Annotated in this window: 13 protein-coding genes and 1 pseudogene; 2 read left to right on the forward strand and 12 right to left on the reverse strand. The window is 49.5% G+C overall.

All coding sequences use genetic code 11. From position 1 onward, the window contains the following. Positions 1-144 precede the first annotated feature (144 nt). The 8 genes from QN379_RS15210 to gcvH form a co-directional block, all read right to left on the reverse strand. Positions 145-1167, reverse strand: a complete 1023-nt coding sequence (locus QN379_RS15210; RefSeq protein WP_322239093.1) for a class I fructose-bisphosphate aldolase — start codon at positions 1165-1167, stop codon at positions 145-147. A 127-nt stretch (positions 1168-1294) separates the two neighbouring features. Then, the gene (locus tag QN379_RS15215; protein WP_322239095.1) at positions 1295-2065 is read right to left on the reverse strand and encodes a slipin family protein; all 771 of its coding nucleotides are present in this window, start codon (positions 2063-2065) and stop codon (positions 1295-1297) included. Next, positions 2062-3483 carry a nodulation protein NfeD gene (locus QN379_RS15220; RefSeq protein ID WP_322239097.1) on the reverse strand — a complete coding sequence of 474 codons (1422 nt, stop codon included), beginning with the start codon at positions 3481-3483 and terminating at the stop codon, positions 2062-2064. The genes QN379_RS15215 and QN379_RS15220 overlap by 4 nt, the downstream gene beginning before the upstream one ends. 415 nt (positions 3484-3898) lie before the next feature. After that, on the reverse strand, positions 3899-4909 hold the full coding sequence (gene lipA / locus QN379_RS15225) for a lipoyl synthase (protein WP_322239099.1): 1011 nt from the start codon (positions 4907-4909) through the stop codon (positions 3899-3901). 124 nt (positions 4910-5033) lie between these two features. Beyond that, positions 5034-6158 carry a glycine cleavage system aminomethyltransferase GcvT gene (gene gcvT / locus QN379_RS15230; protein ID WP_322239101.1) on the reverse strand — a complete coding sequence of 375 codons (1125 nt, stop codon included), beginning with the start codon at positions 6156-6158 and terminating at the stop codon, positions 5034-5036. A gap of 166 nt (positions 6159-6324) precedes the next feature. Then, positions 6325-7704, reverse strand: coding sequence for an L-serine ammonia-lyase (locus QN379_RS15235; RefSeq protein ID WP_322239103.1), 1380 nt, complete (start codon positions 7702-7704; stop codon positions 6325-6327). Between the two features lie 6 nt (positions 7705-7710). After that, entirely contained in the window at positions 7711-10581 is a 2871-nt protein-coding gene (gcvP, locus tag QN379_RS15240; RefSeq protein WP_322239105.1) for an aminomethyl-transferring glycine dehydrogenase, read from the reverse strand. A 76-nt stretch (positions 10582-10657) separates the two neighbouring features. Then, positions 10658-11041: a glycine cleavage system protein GcvH gene (gene gcvH, locus QN379_RS15245; protein ID WP_322239106.1), complete on the reverse strand. Its 384-nt coding sequence runs from the start codon at positions 11039-11041 to the stop codon at positions 10658-10660. 572 nt (positions 11042-11613) lie between these two features. Between gcvH and QN379_RS15250 the strand changes: the two genes are divergently transcribed. Further along, complete coding sequence (locus QN379_RS15250) at positions 11614-13113, forward strand: aldehyde dehydrogenase family protein (RefSeq protein ID WP_369124726.1); 1500 nt, start codon at positions 11614-11616, stop codon at positions 13111-13113. A 49-nt stretch (positions 13114-13162) separates the two neighbouring features. Here the strand turns inward: QN379_RS15250 and QN379_RS15255 are convergent, their stop codons facing one another. Then, positions 13163-14869 (reverse strand): thiamine pyrophosphate-binding protein, encoded by a 1707-nt coding sequence (locus QN379_RS15255; protein ID WP_322239108.1) that lies wholly within the window; start codon positions 14867-14869, stop codon positions 13163-13165. Between the two features lie 1032 nt (positions 14870-15901). Here QN379_RS15255 and QN379_RS15260 point away from each other — a divergent pair. Further along, positions 15902-16213, forward strand: coding sequence for a hypothetical protein (locus QN379_RS15260; protein WP_322239110.1), 312 nt, complete (start codon positions 15902-15904; stop codon positions 16211-16213). Between the two features lie 329 nt (positions 16214-16542). Here the strand turns inward: QN379_RS15260 and QN379_RS15265 are convergent, their stop codons facing one another. The 3 genes and pseudogenes from QN379_RS15265 to QN379_RS15275 form a co-directional block, all read right to left on the reverse strand. Then, positions 16543-17022, reverse strand: coding sequence for an HAD domain-containing protein (locus QN379_RS15265; protein ID WP_322239112.1), 480 nt, complete (start codon positions 17020-17022; stop codon positions 16543-16545). A gap of 186 nt (positions 17023-17208) precedes the next feature. Next, positions 17209-17865 (reverse strand): LysE family translocator, encoded by a 657-nt coding sequence (locus QN379_RS15270; protein ID WP_322239114.1) that lies wholly within the window; start codon positions 17863-17865, stop codon positions 17209-17211. Positions 17866-18239: 374 nt separating this feature from the next. Then, a pseudogene (locus QN379_RS15275) lies at positions 18240-18368 on the reverse strand (DUF4118 domain-containing protein); the annotation flags it as partial.

The following is an 18368-nucleotide window of genomic DNA, read 5'->3' on the forward strand; positions in this document are numbered from 1 at the left end:
TGCCAAAAGCAGTCTTTGTTGAATGTTCCCCATCATCAGGATATCTTCTTCACCCTTTCACACTTTCACGCTAAATAGCTCCCGGCGATCAACCTTTTTCAGCGCCAGAATGAGGATGTATAAAAGATCGCCTTCGATCTCACACTAATCTTCTTCCATTGCCGCCGAGTAAGTCCCCAAAACTGCTGCACTATTCAAGCGGGCGCGTCGGTACAGCGCCTGTTGCGCGACCTCCTTATTCGCAAGTTCGCCTGCCCACGCCTGAATCGCCGTCGATTGCAGCGCTCGACCGTAAGAAAAGCTGACATTCCAAGGGTGCTTTATCTGAGCATTCATCGCATTAAGATTCGCTGTCGCGGCTGCGTCCGTTTGGCCGCCTGAAAGAAAGTTAATACCCGGCACTGCTGCCGGGACGGTACGGCGAAAACAGGTCAGCGTTGCCTGAGCAATTTGCTGTGGCGACGCTTGCACTTTACAGAGTGAACCCGGCACCACCATATTCGGCTTCAAAATCATCAATTCAAGCATGACCCGCTGGGCATGCAGAGCGTGAAATACGGTGTGTAAAACACGTTCAGTAATACTGCCACATGTCTCCAGCGTATGATCGCCGTCCATCAATATTTCTGGCTCAACAATCGGTACCAAACCGGCTGACTGGCAAATGGCCGCATACCGCGCCAAAACATAGGCGTTGGCGGCAATCCCTTGCGCCGACGGAAGCCCTTCATCGATCGTTAATACGGCCCGCCATTTAGCAAATCGCGCACCTAAATGCTTGTAGTCATTTAGGCGCTTCGCCAAGCCATCCAAACCTTCCGTGATTTTTTCTTCGGGAAACCCGGGTAATGAAACCGTACCGATGTCGACCTTAATACCGGGTATCATGCCCTGTGTTTTTAATAAGTCCGGCAGTGGAACGCCGACGGTATTTTTTTGCTTCAGCGTCTCGTCGAAAAGAATCACGCCACTGATGAACTCACTTAACCCAGGCGTAGAAAACAATAGCTCCCGATAATCGCGTCGACTTTCTTGCGTGGAAACCACGTTCACGGCTTTAAAACGCTTCTCGATAGTACCAACACTCTCATCAGCGGCGAGAATCCCTTTACCCGGCGCGATGAGTGCTGCGACCGTGCTTTCAAGATCGTGTTCAAGAATCGACATACTGCCTCCAGTAATTTTATCAGCCGTGTTCTTCACTTATAAAATACGTTAACGTTGCAATGTAATCTGAGTGTGGCCTGAAATTAAAATCAATTTATCGCATCGACCAATGTAAGCTTGCTTACGGTTACTCTCCGGGCGCGACACCTTTTATATTGGCCAAAATAGTAAAGATATCCATCGGCACCGGGAAAATAATAGTCGAACTTTTATCTCCGGCAATAGCAGTTAATGTTTGCAGATAACGCAACTGCATGGCTTGTGGCTGTTGCGCCAGCATTTGCGCCGCTTGCAGGAGTTTTTCCGAGGCTTGTAACTCGCCTTCCGCATGGATAATTTTAGCTCGCCGTTCGCGTTCGGCCTCAGCTTGGCGTGCAATGGCGCGAATCATCGTTTCATTGATATCTACGTGCTTTATCTCGACAGTTGACACCTTGATGCCCCATGCATCGGTTTGCGTGTCCAGCACTTTCTGGATGTCGAGGTTGAGCCTTTCGCGTTCGGATAACAGTTCATCCAATTCGTGCTTACCAAGCACCGAACGTAACGTTGTCTGCGCTAATTGACTAGTGGCGTCGAGAAACTTGACCACCTGAATTACCGACTTCTCTGGATCAACGATACGAAAATACACCACCGCATTAACCTTTACGGAAACGTTATCACGCGTGATGACATCCTGCGGTGGCACATCAAACACCACCGTGCGTAAATCTACCCTCACCATTTGCTGGACTACCGGAATCAGTAATACTAACCCTGGCCCCTTCACTTTCCAAAACCGTCCCAACATAAAAATCACACCGCGTTCATACTCACGCATGATGCGCACTGACGTAACGAGCAATACCGCGACGATCAGAAATACAATGCCACCGAATCCAAATCCGAGTGTCATATCAACTCTCCTGGTTCCACCTCATTGATCGGCACCACCGCCAATATCAGGCCAGTGCGGGAAACCACCCGCACCCGCTGCCCTTTCGCCAGTGTCACCATGCTTTGCGCCCGCCATTGCTCGCTGCGAACCCGCGCCCAACCTTCACTAATGACGCCATCAGATTGCATATCATTGAGCATGATTCCGGTACTGCCCAGCAATTGTTCCGCTCCGCTGACCACCGGCCGTCGTCGTGATTTCAGCACCGCGTTAGAGACGAAATAGACAAATAACGTGGCGACAATGGCCAACGCGACAATCAAAGACAACGGAATGCCAAAACCTGGTTGATCCGTGTCGATCAACATCGTAGCGCCGAATCCGAACGCAATCAGGCCACCGATTCCGACGACGCCAAACGTAGGAAGGAATACTTCCGCCACCAAAAATCCCAGGCCAAGCAGAATGAGTCCCAACCCGGCGTAATTTACCGGCAACATTTGTAAGGCGAATAAACCAAGCAATAAACAAATGGCACCGATCACACCCGGCAGTACGATTCCTGGATTAGTGAACTCAAAAATCAACCCGAAAATTCCCACCATCAATAACATGAGCGCTGTTCCTGGATCGGTGAGAACAGCCAGAAATCGCGTTCTGTCATCCAGCTTTATCGTCTTAATGTCCGCACCGACGGTATGCAAAACGTGATTACCATCAGCAGTACTGACCTGGCGCCCATCCAACTTGTGTAACAGATCCGGCACATCCTGAGCGATGAGGTCGATCACTTTTTGCGTCAGTGCTTCATTCGAGGACAGACTGACCGCCTCGCGCACCGCACGCTCCGCCCATACCGCATTGCGACCACGCAGTTGCGCCAGACCGCGGATATACGCTGCTGCATCATGCATTTGCTTTCGATGCAACGTACTTTCATTATCGGACGGCAACTCCGTCTTAGCCGTACCGGCCCCTAAATTACCAGCGTCTTGTTTGGATTTTTGCTGTTGCGGTGGTCGCGTACGGTCCGGTATACCAACCTGAATCGGGCTGGCTGCACCAAGATTTGTACCGGGTGCCATCGCTGCAATATGACTGGCATAGAGAATAAAAGTCCCTGCACTTGCCGCACGTGCCCCGCCGGGCGCAACAAAACTCGCAACTGGCACTGGCGAAGCCAGTATCGTCTGAATAATCTGCCGCATCGATATATCAAGGCCGCCGGGTGTATCCATTTGCAGGACAATTAATTGCGCACCGGATTTTTGCGCTAGCAGAATGTGTCGATCAATAAAATCCGCACTTGCCGGTCCGATCGCTCCATTGACCGGAATCACCACCACAGCAGACGTCGCAGCAGACGTCGCAGCAACGCCGCAATGAAGGGCAAAGCCGAAACCAATAACGAGAATCGTTTTCAGAAACTTCAGCATAATGACGCGAAGTATTGTTGAAAGATTGTTAGAAAATGGTTTGTATGTAAGCTGTTATAAGACCATCTAAAACAAAAAAATATCCCCAAACCTGCGATTTATTATCAAAAAAACAAAATTTATACAGAGAGAAGTTAGTTTCTGCTCCATTTTTATGCATGCCGCTTGTTGCTTGTCCTAACATTCAAGGCACGCATAAAGGTCAGCAATCCCTGACAACGGTAAGTTATGTGGCTAGTGGCTAGTGGCTGGAGGCTGGCCGTTAGCCAAGCCAACGAAAAAAAGATTACGCTATCGGCTCTGAAACGCATCCGTGGTGGACGGGTCTTAACATCCCCAACCCACGGAATACCTAAAATTTGCGGTTACGTTGCCATTTTGCAATTTTCATTGCAGCAGTAGCGGAAATCCAACGTTAAGACGCGTCTTTTGGAATAGAAGAAAATATCCCCTCCGATTGTGCATCTGCATGATAAGACGAGCGCACCATCGGCCCCGACGCCACGCGTGAGTAACCTAACTTTAGCGCTACGACTCGCAAAGCCTCGAACTCTGCCGGAGTGACATACCTTGCGACCGGCAAGTGATGCGGGCTGGGTTGTAGATATTGTCCGAGAGTTAGCATATCAACCTGATGATCTCGCAAATCCTGCATCACGACTTCGATCTCTTCAATCGTCTCGCCCAAGCCCAACATTAGCCCTGATTTTGTTGCGACATGCGGATGGCGTTGTTTAAAACGCTGCAGTAATTCTAGCGAATTACGGTAATCTGCACCGGGACGCGCTTCACGGTAAAGACGCGGGATTGTTTCGAGGTTATGATTAAAAACATCGGGCGTGGCCTGCCCAAGGATTTCAAGGGCTACATCAACCCGTCCACGAAAATCGGGCGTCAGAATTTCAATCTTTATACCTGGACTCAACGCTCTGGTATGTTGGATGCAATCAACAAAATGCGCTGCACCGCCATCGCGTAAGTCATCCCGGTCAACCGACGTAATGACGACATAAGATAATCCCATTGCCTTGATTGTTTGCGCCAGATTTTTCGGTTCTTCAACATCCAGCGGATTGGGGCGACCGTGACCAACATCACAAAACGGGCAGCGTCGGGTACAAATATCACCCATGATCATAAAAGTCGCCGTGCCGCTTTTAAAGCATTCTCCAATATTAGGACAATTCGCTTCTTCACAGACTGTGTGCAAGTGGTTTTCGCGGAGTATCTCTTTTAAGCGCAACACTTCACGGGTGCCAGTAAACTGCGCCCGAATCCACGCTGGTTTGCGCAAGTATTGCGCCGGTTCAGTCGGCACAATCTTGATTGGAATGCGCGCCATCTTTTCTGCACCGCGAAGTTTTTCGCCCGCCTCTACCGGCCGCCGTGCTACATTGGATTCACGGATGATGATGGGTTCACGCATTACTTCTCCTCTTTTCGATTTGTCCGAATTCTGCTTTGCCTCTGATTTTCCTTTGCAGGACTAAAAAACTTGTTCATCCGCTTTATTCATCCGCTTTACATTACCTCTCAGAAGATTTAATCCATCAACCGCGGTAGTAACGTTGCGGAACGAAAGGTGTTTTCGCAACCACAACCGGTATCGGTTTGCCGCGTACGATGGCGTGTAACGTCGTGCCGACAGTCGCATGCGCCGACTCAACATAGCCCATTGCGACCGGACCGCCTAATGTCGGTCCAAATCCGCCGCTGGTCACTTTGCCGACAATCTCGCCGTTTGCATTGATAACCTCGGCCCCTTCACGTACTGGCATCCGGTCTTGCGGCAACAGCCCAACGCGTTTCCGCGCAACGCCTTCTGCAAGCTGACGCAGGATGATCTCGGCGCCAGGATAACCACCTGCGCGTGGTTGGTCAGCGCGACGTACTTTCGAGAGCGCCCATGCCAGACTCGCTTCCACCGGCGTAATATTGGCATCCATATCGTGGCCATACAAGCAAAGCCCTGCTTCTAATCGCAAAGAATCGCGTGCGCCCAGACCAATAGGCGCGACCTCCGGTTGCGATAACAAAACACGTGCGAGCGCTTCTGCGTGATGGTTTGGTACCGATATTTCAAATCCATCCTCACCCGTGTAACCGGAACGACTAACAAAGCAATTCACGCCCGCCAGCATCACAGTGGCGGTCTGCATAAATATCATTTGGGCAGTGTTGGGAGCAAGCCGGGCCAAGACCTTTGCTGCTAGCGGTCCTTGCAACGCGAGCAATGCTCTGTCATTCAATTCTTCAACGCTGCAATGTTCGGATAGGTGTTTTTGCAGATGCGCCAAATCTTGTTGTTTGCAGGCAGCATTGACGACCAACAGTAAATGATCCCCCGAATTCGCCACCATCAGATCGTCGAGAATGCCGCCGCTGGCGTTGGTAAACACGGCGTAGCGCTGCGTATTGACAGCAAGATCAATGATATCAACCGGCACCAGAGTTTCCAGCGCCGCCGCCGCATGTGCGCCACTCAGTCGCACTTGCCCCATATGCGAAACATCAAACAAACCTGCTTGCGTGCGAGTATGGGTATGTTCTTTCAAAACACCAGTTGGATACTGCACCGGCATTTGATAGCCAGCAAACGGCACCATCTTCGCGCCCAACTCAAGATGCAGGTCATACAACGGCGTACGTGCCAGAGATTGTGAATTGGACTCCATAAGATTTTCCTTTTTTTAGAAAAGAGCGTATCGCCTTGTTAACGACGTACCGAGAAAGCGGATCAATATGGTCAGAAGTGGCCCTTGAACAGCGCGCAATTTAAGGACCGTGAACACCAAAGTGCAAGCAACGTTCAATCATTTGGTCAACAGTTAATCTGCACTTTCAGCACTCAATAACATTCACGGCAAGCCCGCCACGTGATGTTTCCTTGTATTTTGTTTTCATATCCGCGCCGGTATCGCGCATGGTCTTGATCACATTATCGAGCGAAACATGGTGTCGTCCATCGCCTCGCAAAGCCATCCGCGCTGCATTAATTGCCTTGACGGAACCCATCGCATTACGCTCGATACAAGGGACCTGGACCAGTCCACCAATTGGATCGCAGGTCAACCCGAGATTGTGTTCCATCCCAATTTCTGCCGCGTTTTCAACTTGTGCAGGGCTACCGCCCATCACTTCCGCCAACGCGCCCGCAGCCATCGAACAAGCGACGCCGACTTCGCCCTGACAACCGACTTCAGCCCCGGAGATGGATGCGTTTTCTTTGTACAGAATACCAATCGCGGCAGCTGTCAGCAAAAAACGCACAACACCGTCGTCATTTGCACCGGGTACAAAGCGCGTGTAGTAATGCAGCACCGCTGGAATAATGCCCGCCGCGCCGTTGGTCGGTGCCGTGACTACACGTCCACCGGCAGCGTTTTCTTCATTGACCGCCAACGCGTAAAGATTAACCCAGTCGAGTGTCGTTAATGGATCGCGCAGACTACGTTCTCCTTGCGTCGACAACGTGCGGAACAACTCGGCGGCCCGGCGTCGTACTTGCATCGGGCCGGGCAGAACGCCTTCTTCCTGACAGCCACGTTTGACACAATCCTGCATCACCTGCCAAATATTCATCAAGCCAGCACGGATTTGTTGCTCGGAGCGCCATACTTTTTCGTTTTCCAGCATTAGCTGACTAACCGATAGTTGATTACGCTGGCAGTGATCAAGCAATTCTGCGCCGCTATGGAACGCATAAGGCTGAACCGTAGTGTCGGACACAATCCGATCCTCGCCGGCGGCGTTTTCATTGACCACAAAGCCGCCACCGACGGAGTAATACACCTTGTTGACTATTTCGCTACCATCACTATCCAATGCTGTAAAGCGCATACCATTTGGGTGATACGGCAAGGTGCGCTGCCGATACATTAATAGATGCTCTTTTTCAACGAAAGCAACTTGCTTGATACCGAGTAAATCAATACTTGCCGCGCTGCGAATGTGCGCAAGCTTAGCGGCGATGGTATTAATATCGACCAGATCGGGCGTTTCTCCCAGCAAGCCTAACAGTACCGCCTTGTCGCTGCCGTGGCCCTTACCTGTCGCACCGAGCGAGCCGTATAGCTCAGCTTTGACCGTGGCGGTGCGATTCAGCAAACCGTTGGCTTGCAGCCCGGTGACGAACAACGCAGCCGCACGCATCGGTCCCACTGTATGCGAGCTTGAAGGACCGATGCCGATTTTAAATAGTTCAAATATGCTGATAGCCATCTTGATTTACTCGTAATCCGACAGCGGCGGGCAAGAACACACGAGATTACGATCACCGTATACATTATCAACTCGGCCAACCGGCGGCCAATACTTGCTGGTCTTTTTCAGTGATGCTATTGGGAATACGGCCTGTTCACGTGTGTACGCACGATCCCAGTCTTCTGTCAGATCCAAGGCAGTGTGCGGTGCATGCCTGAGTGGGCTACTTTCAGCAGTCATGCGTTCATCCTCAATCTCCTTAATTTCATGCCGAATCGCAATCATTGCCGCACAAAAACGATCCAGTTCTCCCTTTGATTCACTTTCGGTGGGCTCAATCATCAACGTTCCTGCTACGGGAAACGACATCGTTGGCGCATGGAAGCCAAAATCGATAAGACGTTTCGCCACATCGTCGACGGTCACCCCCGTTTTATCTTTCAATGGCCGCAAATCGATGATGCACTCATGCGCCACGATACCGTCTCTGCCAGCATACAAAATCGGATAATGCGGCGCGAGACAATGGGCGATATAGTTGGCATTCAGAATCGCGATTTGACTGGCTTGTTTAAGACCGCGACTTCCCATCATCGTGATGTAGGCCCAACTGATCGGCAGAATATTGGCACTGCCCCATGGCGCAGCGGCGACCGGCGCAATACCTGTTTCGAGCAGTCCATGCCCAGGCAAAAATGGCGCAAGATGGGCCTTCACGCCGATGGGACCAACGCCCGGGCCACCACCGCCGTGCGGAATACAAAATGTTTTGTGTAGATTCAAATGCGATACATCACCACCAAAATGGCCCGGTGCACACAAACCGACCATAGCATTCATGTTCGCACCGTCAATATAGACCTGACCGCCATGTGTATGAATAATGTCGCAGATTTCGCGGATAGCTTGTTCGAAAACACCGTGCGTCGATGGATACGTAATCATTAACGCAGCCAGCTCAGCCGCATGCAAATCGGCCTTGGCCTTTAAATCAACGACATCAACGTTGCCATTATCGTCGCAACGCACGACGACCACTTTCATACCCGCCATGTGTGCCGTGGCAGGATTAGTACCGTGTGCAGAACTTGGGATAAGGCAAACATTACGTTCGCCTTCACCGCGACTTTGGTGATAAGCGCGGATTGCCAGCAAGCCCGCATATTCACCTTGCGAACCGGCATTTGGCTGTAACGACACTGCGTCGTAACCAGTACAAACGCATAGCATTTGTTCCAGCTCCGTCACCAGTTGCTGATATCCCTGCGCCTGTTCGAGCGGCGCGAAGGGATGAATGGCACTGAACTCTTTCCATGTGATCGGAATCATTTCCGTGGTGGCATTCAGTTTCATCGTGCATGAGCCAAGCGGGATCATAGTGCGGTCAAGCGCCAGATCCTTGTCAGCCAGTGTGCGCAGATAGCGCATCATCTGGGTTTCAGAGTGGTGGCTATTGAATACCGGATGCGTCAAGAAATCACTGGTTCGAGTGTGCTCTGACGGAAGTCGATCATCAACCTCAGCTTCAACTTTTGCAAAGGAAAGCGTTGGATGGTCCTTGCGCGAAAAAATCCGCCACAACGTCTCGACATCCTCAGCCGTTGTCGTTTCATCAAATGAAAGGCCAATCTGATCAATCGCAGCTATCCGCAAGTTGATAGACTGCGCGCGCGCCGCTGCGTGGATCGCCTGGGTATGTCCGATAGTGCGCACGGTGAGTGTGTCGAAAAAATGAGGCGTCACCACCGCATAATCCAGCTGATTTAATCCCGCCGCACAGGTCGCTGCAAGACGATGGACCCGTTGCGCGATGGTCTTCAATCCGTGCGGCCCGTGATAGACCGCGTACATGCTGGCAATATTCGCTAACAACACCTGCGCAGTACAAATATTGCTGGTCGCTTTTTCACGCCGGATGTGCTGCTCCCGCGTTTGCATCGCCAGACGATACGCTTGGTCGCCACGGCTATCGATGGAAACACCGACAACGCGCCCCGGCATCATGCGTTTGTGTGTGTCCTTAGTTGCGAAGTACGCTGCATGTGGGCCGCCATAACCTAACGGCACGCCGAAGCGCTGGGACGAGCCAATGGCTACATCGGCACCAAATTCACCGGGCGGCGTCAATAAAGTTAACGCCAGCAAATCGGCGGCAACGATCACTAACGCGTCCTTACTGTGCGCGATGTCAACAGTTTTTGCGTAGTCGTGTATCTCACCGCTGAGGCTTGGATATTGCAATAGCAGGCCGAAACAATCGAGATCATTTAACGCCGTCAGATGATCACCTATCACGACATCAATATCTAGCGGCGCGGCGCGGGTTCTGATTACATCGATGGTTTGCGGGAAGCAGTCCTGGGATACAAAAAACGTATTGCTTTTGCTTTTCGATACGCGCTGGCAAAAGGTCATGGCCTCCGCCGCTGCCGTGGCCTCATCAAGTAATGACGCATTGGCAATCTCTAGCCCAGTCAAATCGGATACCATCGTTTGAAAGTTTAGTAACGCCTCCAAACGGCCTTGCGATATCTCTGGTTGATACGGCGTGTAAGCCGTGTACCAACCCGGATTTTCAAGTAAATTGCGTAGAATAACCGTAGGCGTATGGCAGTTGTAATAGCCCATCCCAATATAGGTTTTAAATACATGATTTTTAACTGCAATACTGCGTAGCGCCTCTAACGTCTCGACTTCATTGAGCGCACTGCGCAGATTTAATGGCGCGTCAGACAAAATAGCCGCTGGCACGACATTCTTTATCAACGCGTCGATCGACGTGTAACCCAGCGTCGCCAACATCCGTTGTTGGTCAGTCTCATCGGGGCCGATGTGCCGACCAACAAAATCCGTATGCTGCAATAAATCTTCAAACGTCGGCCGTATCTGAGTCATTGTATTCTCTCGCAATAGTTACTGTTCCATACATGCGCTTGCATCGTCCCAACCGATACAACTTGCGTGACGATACTCAACCCAATCCTGCTACAAATGCTTTATAACCATCCTCATCCATCAGTCCAGTTATACCGGCAACATCATCATTTGCCTGAAACCTGAAAAACCATCCATCACCCAATGGGTCTTCATTCACCTTGCCGGGTTCGTCGGCCAACAATGCGTTGATTTCAGTGATTACGCCCGCCATTGGCATCATGATTTCGCTCGCGGTTTTGACTGATTCAATCACGGCAGCTTCTGCGCCTTTGTCTATTTGCTTGCCGACTTCCGGTAACTGGACGTAGACCAGATCACCCAAATGATCTTGCGCAAAATCAGTAATGCCGACCGTCACCAAACCGTTGTCGTCGATTTTTAGCCACTCGTGCTCTTCCGTATATTTCGTCGTACTCATTGTGCGTCTCCCTTTAACAAGTTGGTATTACGCGCCAACTACAATCCCGGCGATTGTGCGCATACAGTCATTTTCCCTGTACAAAATTGTAGAGTTTTCAAGAATGCTTTTGCAATCAATTTCTCAGTTAAACAAGCTAAAAAAATCAATAGAAGACTACTTTGTGTTCAAAAAATTAAATTTAATTTCATAATATTCGAAAAAACAAAATTGTAGGAGGCGCAGTCCTGAATAACCACAGAACAAGCCATTACAAAAAAACAATCGCGCGTTTTAGTCGCTATTGCCGATCAAGTCAATTACTACCGCACGTCGTCCCGCGATCAATACTAACGCTTAAAAAAAACGCCGTGATGCATAAAATAGATATTAAAAAAACAGATTTCATAAAAAATGCGCTCCCTTACAACGACGTTTCCTCATGGGGAAAAGTACGCTTAGCACTACATCAATGAAGTAAAAAAACACCCGAAACCGCGCATCATTCGCAATATGTCCCGTCAAAATTATCATTTTAAGTAACGCAATTCAACGTAGACTTTGTGTGTAATCACCTAAAAAGGATGCATTTCATGAACATTCATGGATTAATGGAGCGACTCGGTGTGCCACAGACGGCATTGGAAAATGGCGATCTTGAAGTGCGTAGCCCAATTGATGGCGCGTTGCTGGCAATCATCAAGACCCACAGTCCGGTACAGACAACCGAAACGATAGATCGTGCACACCAGGCATTTCTGACATGGAGGTCAGTTCCTGCGCCACGTCGCGGGGAGTTGGTTCGCTTGTTAGGCAACATTTTGCGAGAACATAAACACGATCTGGGCGCACTCATTACCATGGAGACGGGGAAAATCCTTCAGGAAGGCCTGGGTGAAGTGCAGGAAATGATCGATATTTGCGACTTTGCAGTGGGCTTGTCGCGCCAACTATATGGGCTGACCATTGCATCCGAGCGCCCCGGTCATCGCATGATGGAGAGCTGGCATCCTCTGGGTGTGTGCGGCGTCATTTCCGCCTTTAACTTCCCTGCTGCGGTATGGGCCTGGAATGCAGCATTGGCCTTTGTATGCGGTAACAGCGTGGTCTGGAAACCGTCAGAAAAAGCACCTTTGACGGGCCTCGCCTGCGCTGCCTTGTTTAATCGGGCCAGCCGTGCATTTGGAGATGCGCCGGATGGATTGTTGGAAGTGCTTCAGGGTAATCGGACGGTCGGCGATGCGCTGGTCAAAGATGCGCGCGTTCCGTTAATTTCAGCGACCGGATCAACCCGGATGGGACGCAAAATAGGTCCCCGTGTCGCCGAAAGGTTTGGTCGCAGTATTCTTGAGCTTGGCGGCAATAACGCCGCTATCGTAGCGCCCAGCGCTGACTTGTCATTGGTTGTGCGCGGCGTCTTATTCTCAGCCGTAGGAACCGCAGGGCAACGCTGCACAACGCTACGCCGACTGATTGTGCATAAAGACATATATGACCAATTGATGCCGCAAATACGCAATGCTTACAACAACATCAAAGTTGGCAATCCGTTAGAAAGCGAAACTTTGGTCGGCCCGCTGATAGACGTACGTTCTTTTGACGCAATGCAACAGACATTGGTGGCCGCGCGTGCCCAGGGTGGTCTGGTGGTCGGCGGTGAAAGGGTTGCGGTAAGCGGCTGTGCAGATGGCTTTTACGTCCGTCCAGCGCTGGTTGAAATGCCAGAACAAACGGACATCGTCTGCCTTGAAACATTTGCACCGATTTTATACGTCATGCGCTACGACGATTTCGCCGACGCCATCGCCCTGCAAAATGGTGTCCCGCAAGGGCTTTCGTCGTCGATATTCACGCTAAACATGCGTGAAGCAGAACTGTTCGTCTCTACCGTTGGCAGCGATTGCGGTATCGCGAATGTCAACATTGGTCCATCTGGCGCTGAAATCGGTGGCGCGTTTGGCGGCGAAAAGGATACCGGCGGCGGACGAGAATCCGGCTCCGACTCGTGGCGAGCGTATATGCGTCGGGCCACCAATACCATTAATTATTCCAATGCGTTACCGCTAGCGCAAGGAATCCAGTTTGACGTATGAATTGCAATCATTCCGGGCGGATGGCTAACGACGGCAAGCAACCTCGTCGTCAGCCATCCTTTTTGAGTGCTTTCTGCTTGCGCAGCGCCTGTTCTCTGATGCTGGATAAACTGTTGGTTGGTGTGATCACTTCAGGTGACAACCGAATTTCAATCACGGCCGGAAGCCCGGAAGCGCACGCCTGCTCAAACGCTAATGCAAAATCTTCCGTCTTAACAACTACCGCGCCAGAAGCGCCAAACGAACGGGCGTAAGCAGCAAAGTCGGGATTGGTCAACGTGGTGCCATGCACGCGAGACGGATATTCACGTTCTTGATGCATCCGTATGGTGCCGTAAATCCCGTTATTAACAATGATAAAAATCACTGGCAACGCATATTGCATTGCCGTCGCCAGTTCCTGACTGCTCATCATAAAACAGCCATCACCTGCGAAAGCCACCACCATCCGCTCTGGATACAGGGACTTCGCGGCAATTGCAGCCGGCACGCCATAACCCATAGCGCCACTCGTCGGCGCTAGTTGGGACTTAAAATGCCGATAGCGATAAAAGCGGTGAACCCAGGTGGCGTAGTTGCCAGCGCCGTTACAAACAATCGCGTCAGCAGGAAGTCGCTCGCGAAGTGTCTGCATGATCTCCCCCATCTGAACTGGCCCCTCCACTTGAGGTGGCGTGCTCCATGCAAGATATTGCGTGTGTGCGGCCTCCCCTTTACCAGACCACGCAATCCCGGTCTGCGGGACCAATTCCGCAAGCGCAGCGGCACATTCCGGCATGCTGGCGTTAATCAATAGTTCAGCGGCATAGACGGACCCTAATTCCTCCGCACCGGCGTGGATATGGATCAGGCGCTGTTGCGGTGTAGGAATAGCGAATAAGCTGTATCCGCTGGTCGTCATCTCACCCAGCCGCGGGCCAATTGCCAAAACCACATCCGCGTCCTTAATACGCTGTGCCAATGCAGGATTGATACCGATGCCAACATCGCCAGCATACAAAGGATGGGTATTATTAAACAGGTCCTGAAATCGAAACGCACACGCCATTGGCAATTGCCAGGCCTCTCCAAATTGACGTATATCCTCACATGCTTGCGGGGTCCAGCCACTGCCGCCGAGTATCGCAATCGGCTTTTTTGCAGCACCAAGCAAAACAGCTAATTGCTGTAATGATGTGGGCGTCGGTGCGCAAGCCACGCGCTTGTATGGAGGCGCGGAAAAAGCCTCCGCTATATCGGTCAGCATGTCTTCCGGCAACGCTAATACCACCGGGCCAGGCCTTCCGCTCACAGCGGTATGAAATGCCCTGCTAATATATTCAGGGATGCGTTTAGCGTCGTCGATTTGGGCAACCCATTTCGCCATATGTCCAAACACGCGTCGGTAGTCAAGCTCCTGAAATGCCTCACGATCCATACAGTCACGAGCAACTTGTCCGATGAACATAATTAACGGAGTCGAGTCCTGATGTGCCGTATGCAACCCAATCGCCGCATTCATCGCACCCGGACCACGTGTAACCATCACAATTCCAGGCTTTCCAGTTAGCTTGCCGTACGCCTCGGCCATATTCGCAGCGCCACTTTCATGGCGACATACACGCAAGGCAACCTTCTCTCTGACATCATAAAGTGCATCGAGTACGTTCAGATAACTCTCGCCGGGTACGCAAAAAACATGATCCACGCCATGTGTCACCAGACAACTCACCACAATCTGACCTCCACTTCCAGAAATAATCGCAGTGGTTTCCATTTTTTCTCCAGATGATTTAGTGGCGTTGATAACTGCTTTAGTGGCGTTGATAACTGCATTAGGGATTTTTTGTATTGACGAGTGACCAATAACCAACGCGCTACTATTGATACTAATACGGAGCCATTGATTGCCTATTTTATAATTTGTAATACGCTATGTAGTGAAACATAAAAATGAGCAGTTCGCTATTTTCAGTTCAGACCGACGGAATCAGATCGCACGGTGAGCGAGGTGTTTGTAATTCACGTTCATAGCAAAAAATACGGACAGGAAGAATTGTCATTCGGCATCATTGTTTCGACGCGTGACATTCATTTGAAATAAAAAATAGGTACTTGTTTGTTCATGATGGAGTTGTGCAATGGCATCCCCGACAAAGCGTGATCGGATCGAATCAGTGATGAGGCGAACGATAGCCGCTCTCCCCTTCGCTGATGGCTGTCAAGCGGCAATCGTCTTGTTGCTGATGCTTTGTATCAGCGTACTCATTTTTAGCGCTGCACCAAGTTTGCTTTTACACTTATTACAGTGGTTAGGGAAAGATTGTATTTGGTGTACGGTCGCCCCGATATGAATTTCATCAAGGCGAGTCATGATACAAAAATTGAATCTTTATACAGGTTTGATGTCCATTCCTATTAGATAACTGTTAATGAGGAAAGCAAAAAATCCCTCTGCCTCTTCCTTTTATTGACTTCACAATCAGACAATTTCTGTTTTGCAATTAAAGTATTGCAGAGCTATCGGATAAGGCCAATTAGTCATCATAATGTCGTAAAAAAGCATCAAGTTTATTTGCAAAAGAGATTCACTTTCACGTAGCTTAATCTCGCTGTTACCATATAAATGTCGACATCATAAGCAACCTAAAATAGTGACAAGGAACGGAGAAAAAGAGACTAAAACAGAGACAAAATTTAGGCACCTTCAAATGTTACGTCATGAATATTTTGAAGTAAAACCTGAAACTCATTACCCGAAATGAAGTACTGATTCTTTAATTGTCTTTGTACACGTAAAGGAGAAATCATGAACATACTGAAACGTTTGTTTACTCCCACACATCTCTCTATCGTCACTGATGAACTAGTGGCGGCCAGGCTGCAATTATTATCAGCAGAAAACGACCTTGAGCACGTTCAGGCGCAAGTAAACTTGCTCAATACCCGCATAGCAAGACTTGAGGGGAAAATGAAAAGCATTGCCGCTTATACGTCGACGCTTGATGCGCAAATTTATGCAACCCGATTACGCAGTACGATGTTCGCTGATCCTGCTGCTCGTACACAGCAAACTGAGCACGACATCTCAGAGTTACGGCCGAAGATCGCTGGAAAGTGAAATCTATGTCAATTTATTAGATTTCTAATCTTTTGGCAGCTAAACGATATGTCATCGCATCAAGCGATGACATATTTTGAATACTCAATGACATAATCATGGATGCGGCAGCGTGTTCAGACTGCGCTAATTTAAAAAATGAATTACCGATAAAAGCAGAGGTTGTTGTCACCAATAAATGCGATTGGTGCACTGGCTAATCAGCTATCGGAATTTTCTGAATTCCAGAAAAGGAATTTTTCCGCAAATGGTTAGAACAAGGTATTTAGACGGCTATTTTAGCTATGCTCGCTTCATCCTTCCGCCGATACCGAATACATCAAGTCTTTTTACAAAGCAGCGAGAATATGACGGACTGCCTCTTGCGCGACCGGATCACTCAACCCGAGATGACTTTTCGTTTCAACCAATCGATCCAGACACCATGCGGGCCAGCCGAATGCATCGTCGTCAATGGCGAACCAACTATCTGGTTTGCGTTGCTCGACATCATTCCAAATTTGCATCCCGCGCGGCATAATATCAAATTCACTTTGCAGCAATTTCGGGTGATGGAATGTCGAGCCAAGAACTCGTGCACGCAACTCTTCGCTCAATTCCTGGCGAGTAGCATCGAATCCTAGTGCCCGCACCCAACTTGTGGACAACACAATTTTTACATCCGGGTGCGGTGCAAGCAATTCTTCCAAAATTGGCATCCACTCAAAAAAAGAACGTTCTGGATTCGTAATGTACATGCCACGCTTGCGATTACGCATCACCATGCCATCGTGCAAAACACCGTTAAAGTCTAAGTATAAAATTTTCATTAAGTTTAATTATCAATGCTGAAATAAAATGTTGCGTGGCACTGATGTGATCGCCAATTCTAGCTATCCGACTCTTTTTATGCTCTTTTGAAAACAGCCAAAAATATCAGTTGCTCTTCACGTCCACCCATCAAGAATTGTTTTGGTTATCGTGTCATCAATCTGTTTTCCAAGATCGGGAAATTTTCATAAACTATCGTTTCCCCGCTTTACAAAAAGCAAGCCCGTTCCAATTGCCATCAACAGACCACCAAAAATCCTGTTTTGAATCTTGAACGCTCGCGCGTTTCGAAACAGATTTTGCATTGACCTTCCGGCTAATGCATAACCGTGCATAACAACTACATCGACTGTCACCGTGGTGAGCGCCATCACCAGCAGCTGCAATCCCAAAGGTCGATTCTGTATAACAAATTGCGGCAAAACAGCGACCATAAAAACGATGCCCTTAGGATTTGTCATGTTGGTAAAAAGTCCCGCTGCGTAACGACGTCGCCATGTAAACACCTCAGGCAGGCCTTTCTTCGGCGACATAAATCCAGTCGATTCAGCATTTGGTACCGCACTGCGCCACTGCGAAAAGCCTAGATACACAAGATAGCCAGCACCTAGAAATTTTACAATATTGAATGCCACCTCAGATGCGACAAGCAACGAGCCCACACCGGCACCAGCAATCAGCAGGATTACCACTAAACCGCACTCAAGGCCAAGAATCGTTGCGCCAGTGCGCCTTACTCCAAATCGTACTCCATGACTCATTGATAGAATCGCACCCGAACCAGGTGAAACGGCGATAAGAACCGACGCAAATAAATACGTTGTCCAGAGATTAATATCCATACTAAGGTTAAATTTATTTGATAGTCCGTTATTTTAACGGCGTACGCGGAATGGGTGTCGGTGAAAGTTGTCCGCTCTTTAAAATGCTGCTTCAAAGACACGTTATTAAGCAACGCGTTGACGCTAATCAATCACTTCCGCAAAATACTGAACTTGCGATCTTGCTGATTTAACGCTGAATACGCCTGATTTTGAGTCTGACTTGGCGATCACAAGACATCAAAAGGAGTAAGCAGATAACAACTTAACGACGTTGTATATTTCCCTCAAATAACTCTGCAGTTGAAAAATCCGCGTTCAGGGCATCGTTTTTAACTAACCGACCGGTCTGGTCACACATCTAGCACCGTTAGTTAGTATTATATTAATTTTTACTACTCAGCGGCATTTCTTGCATACTCAATGCGTCGTGCCTGGTCTGACTCTATTAATAATTGATACCGTGTTTCCGATACTCGTTGCAATAAAACCGCAGCATATCGCTCACGCTGCAACCATTCGAT

The organism is Glaciimonas sp. Gout2 (assembly GCF_035018905.1).
GTDB lineage: Bacteria > Pseudomonadota > Gammaproteobacteria > Burkholderiales > Burkholderiaceae_D > Glaciimonas.

Coding starts and splice junctions, on each gene's coding strand:
- QN379_RS15210 (WP_322239093.1), bottom strand. CDS start 1,167: ATGTCGATTCTTGAACACGATCTTGAAAGCACGGTCGCAGCACTCATC.
- QN379_RS15260 (WP_322239110.1), top strand. CDS start 15,902: ATGAACATACTGAAACGTTTGTTTACTCCCACACATCTCTCTATCGTC.
- QN379_RS15255 (WP_322239108.1), bottom strand. CDS start 14,869: ATGGAAACCACTGCGATTATTTCTGGAAGTGGAGGTCAGATTGTGGTG.
- gcvH (WP_322239106.1), bottom strand. CDS start 11,041: ATGAGTACGACGAAATATACGGAAGAGCACGAGTGGCTAAAAATCGAC.
- QN379_RS15220 (WP_322239097.1), bottom strand. CDS start 3,483: ATGCTGAAGTTTCTGAAAACGATTCTCGTTATTGGTTTCGGCTTTGCC.
- lipA (WP_322239099.1), bottom strand. CDS start 4,909: ATGCGTGAACCCATCATCATCCGTGAATCCAATGTAGCACGGCGGCCG.
- QN379_RS15270 (WP_322239114.1), bottom strand. CDS start 17,865: ATGGATATTAATCTCTGGACAACGTATTTATTTGCGTCGGTTCTTATC.
- gcvT (WP_322239101.1), bottom strand. CDS start 6,158: ATGGAGTCCAATTCACAATCTCTGGCACGTACGCCGTTGTATGACCTG.
- gcvP (WP_322239105.1), bottom strand. CDS start 10,581: ATGACTCAGATACGGCCGACGTTTGAAGATTTATTGCAGCATACGGAT.
- QN379_RS15250 (WP_369124726.1), top strand. CDS start 11,614: ATGAACATTCATGGATTAATGGAGCGACTCGGTGTGCCACAGACGGCA.
- QN379_RS15215 (WP_322239095.1), bottom strand. CDS start 2,065: ATGACACTCGGATTTGGATTCGGTGGCATTGTATTTCTGATCGTCGCG.
- QN379_RS15265 (WP_322239112.1), bottom strand. CDS start 17,022: ATGAAAATTTTATACTTAGACTTTAACGGTGTTTTGCACGATGGCATG.
- QN379_RS15235 (WP_322239103.1), bottom strand. CDS start 7,704: ATGGCTATCAGCATATTTGAACTATTTAAAATCGGCATCGGTCCTTCA.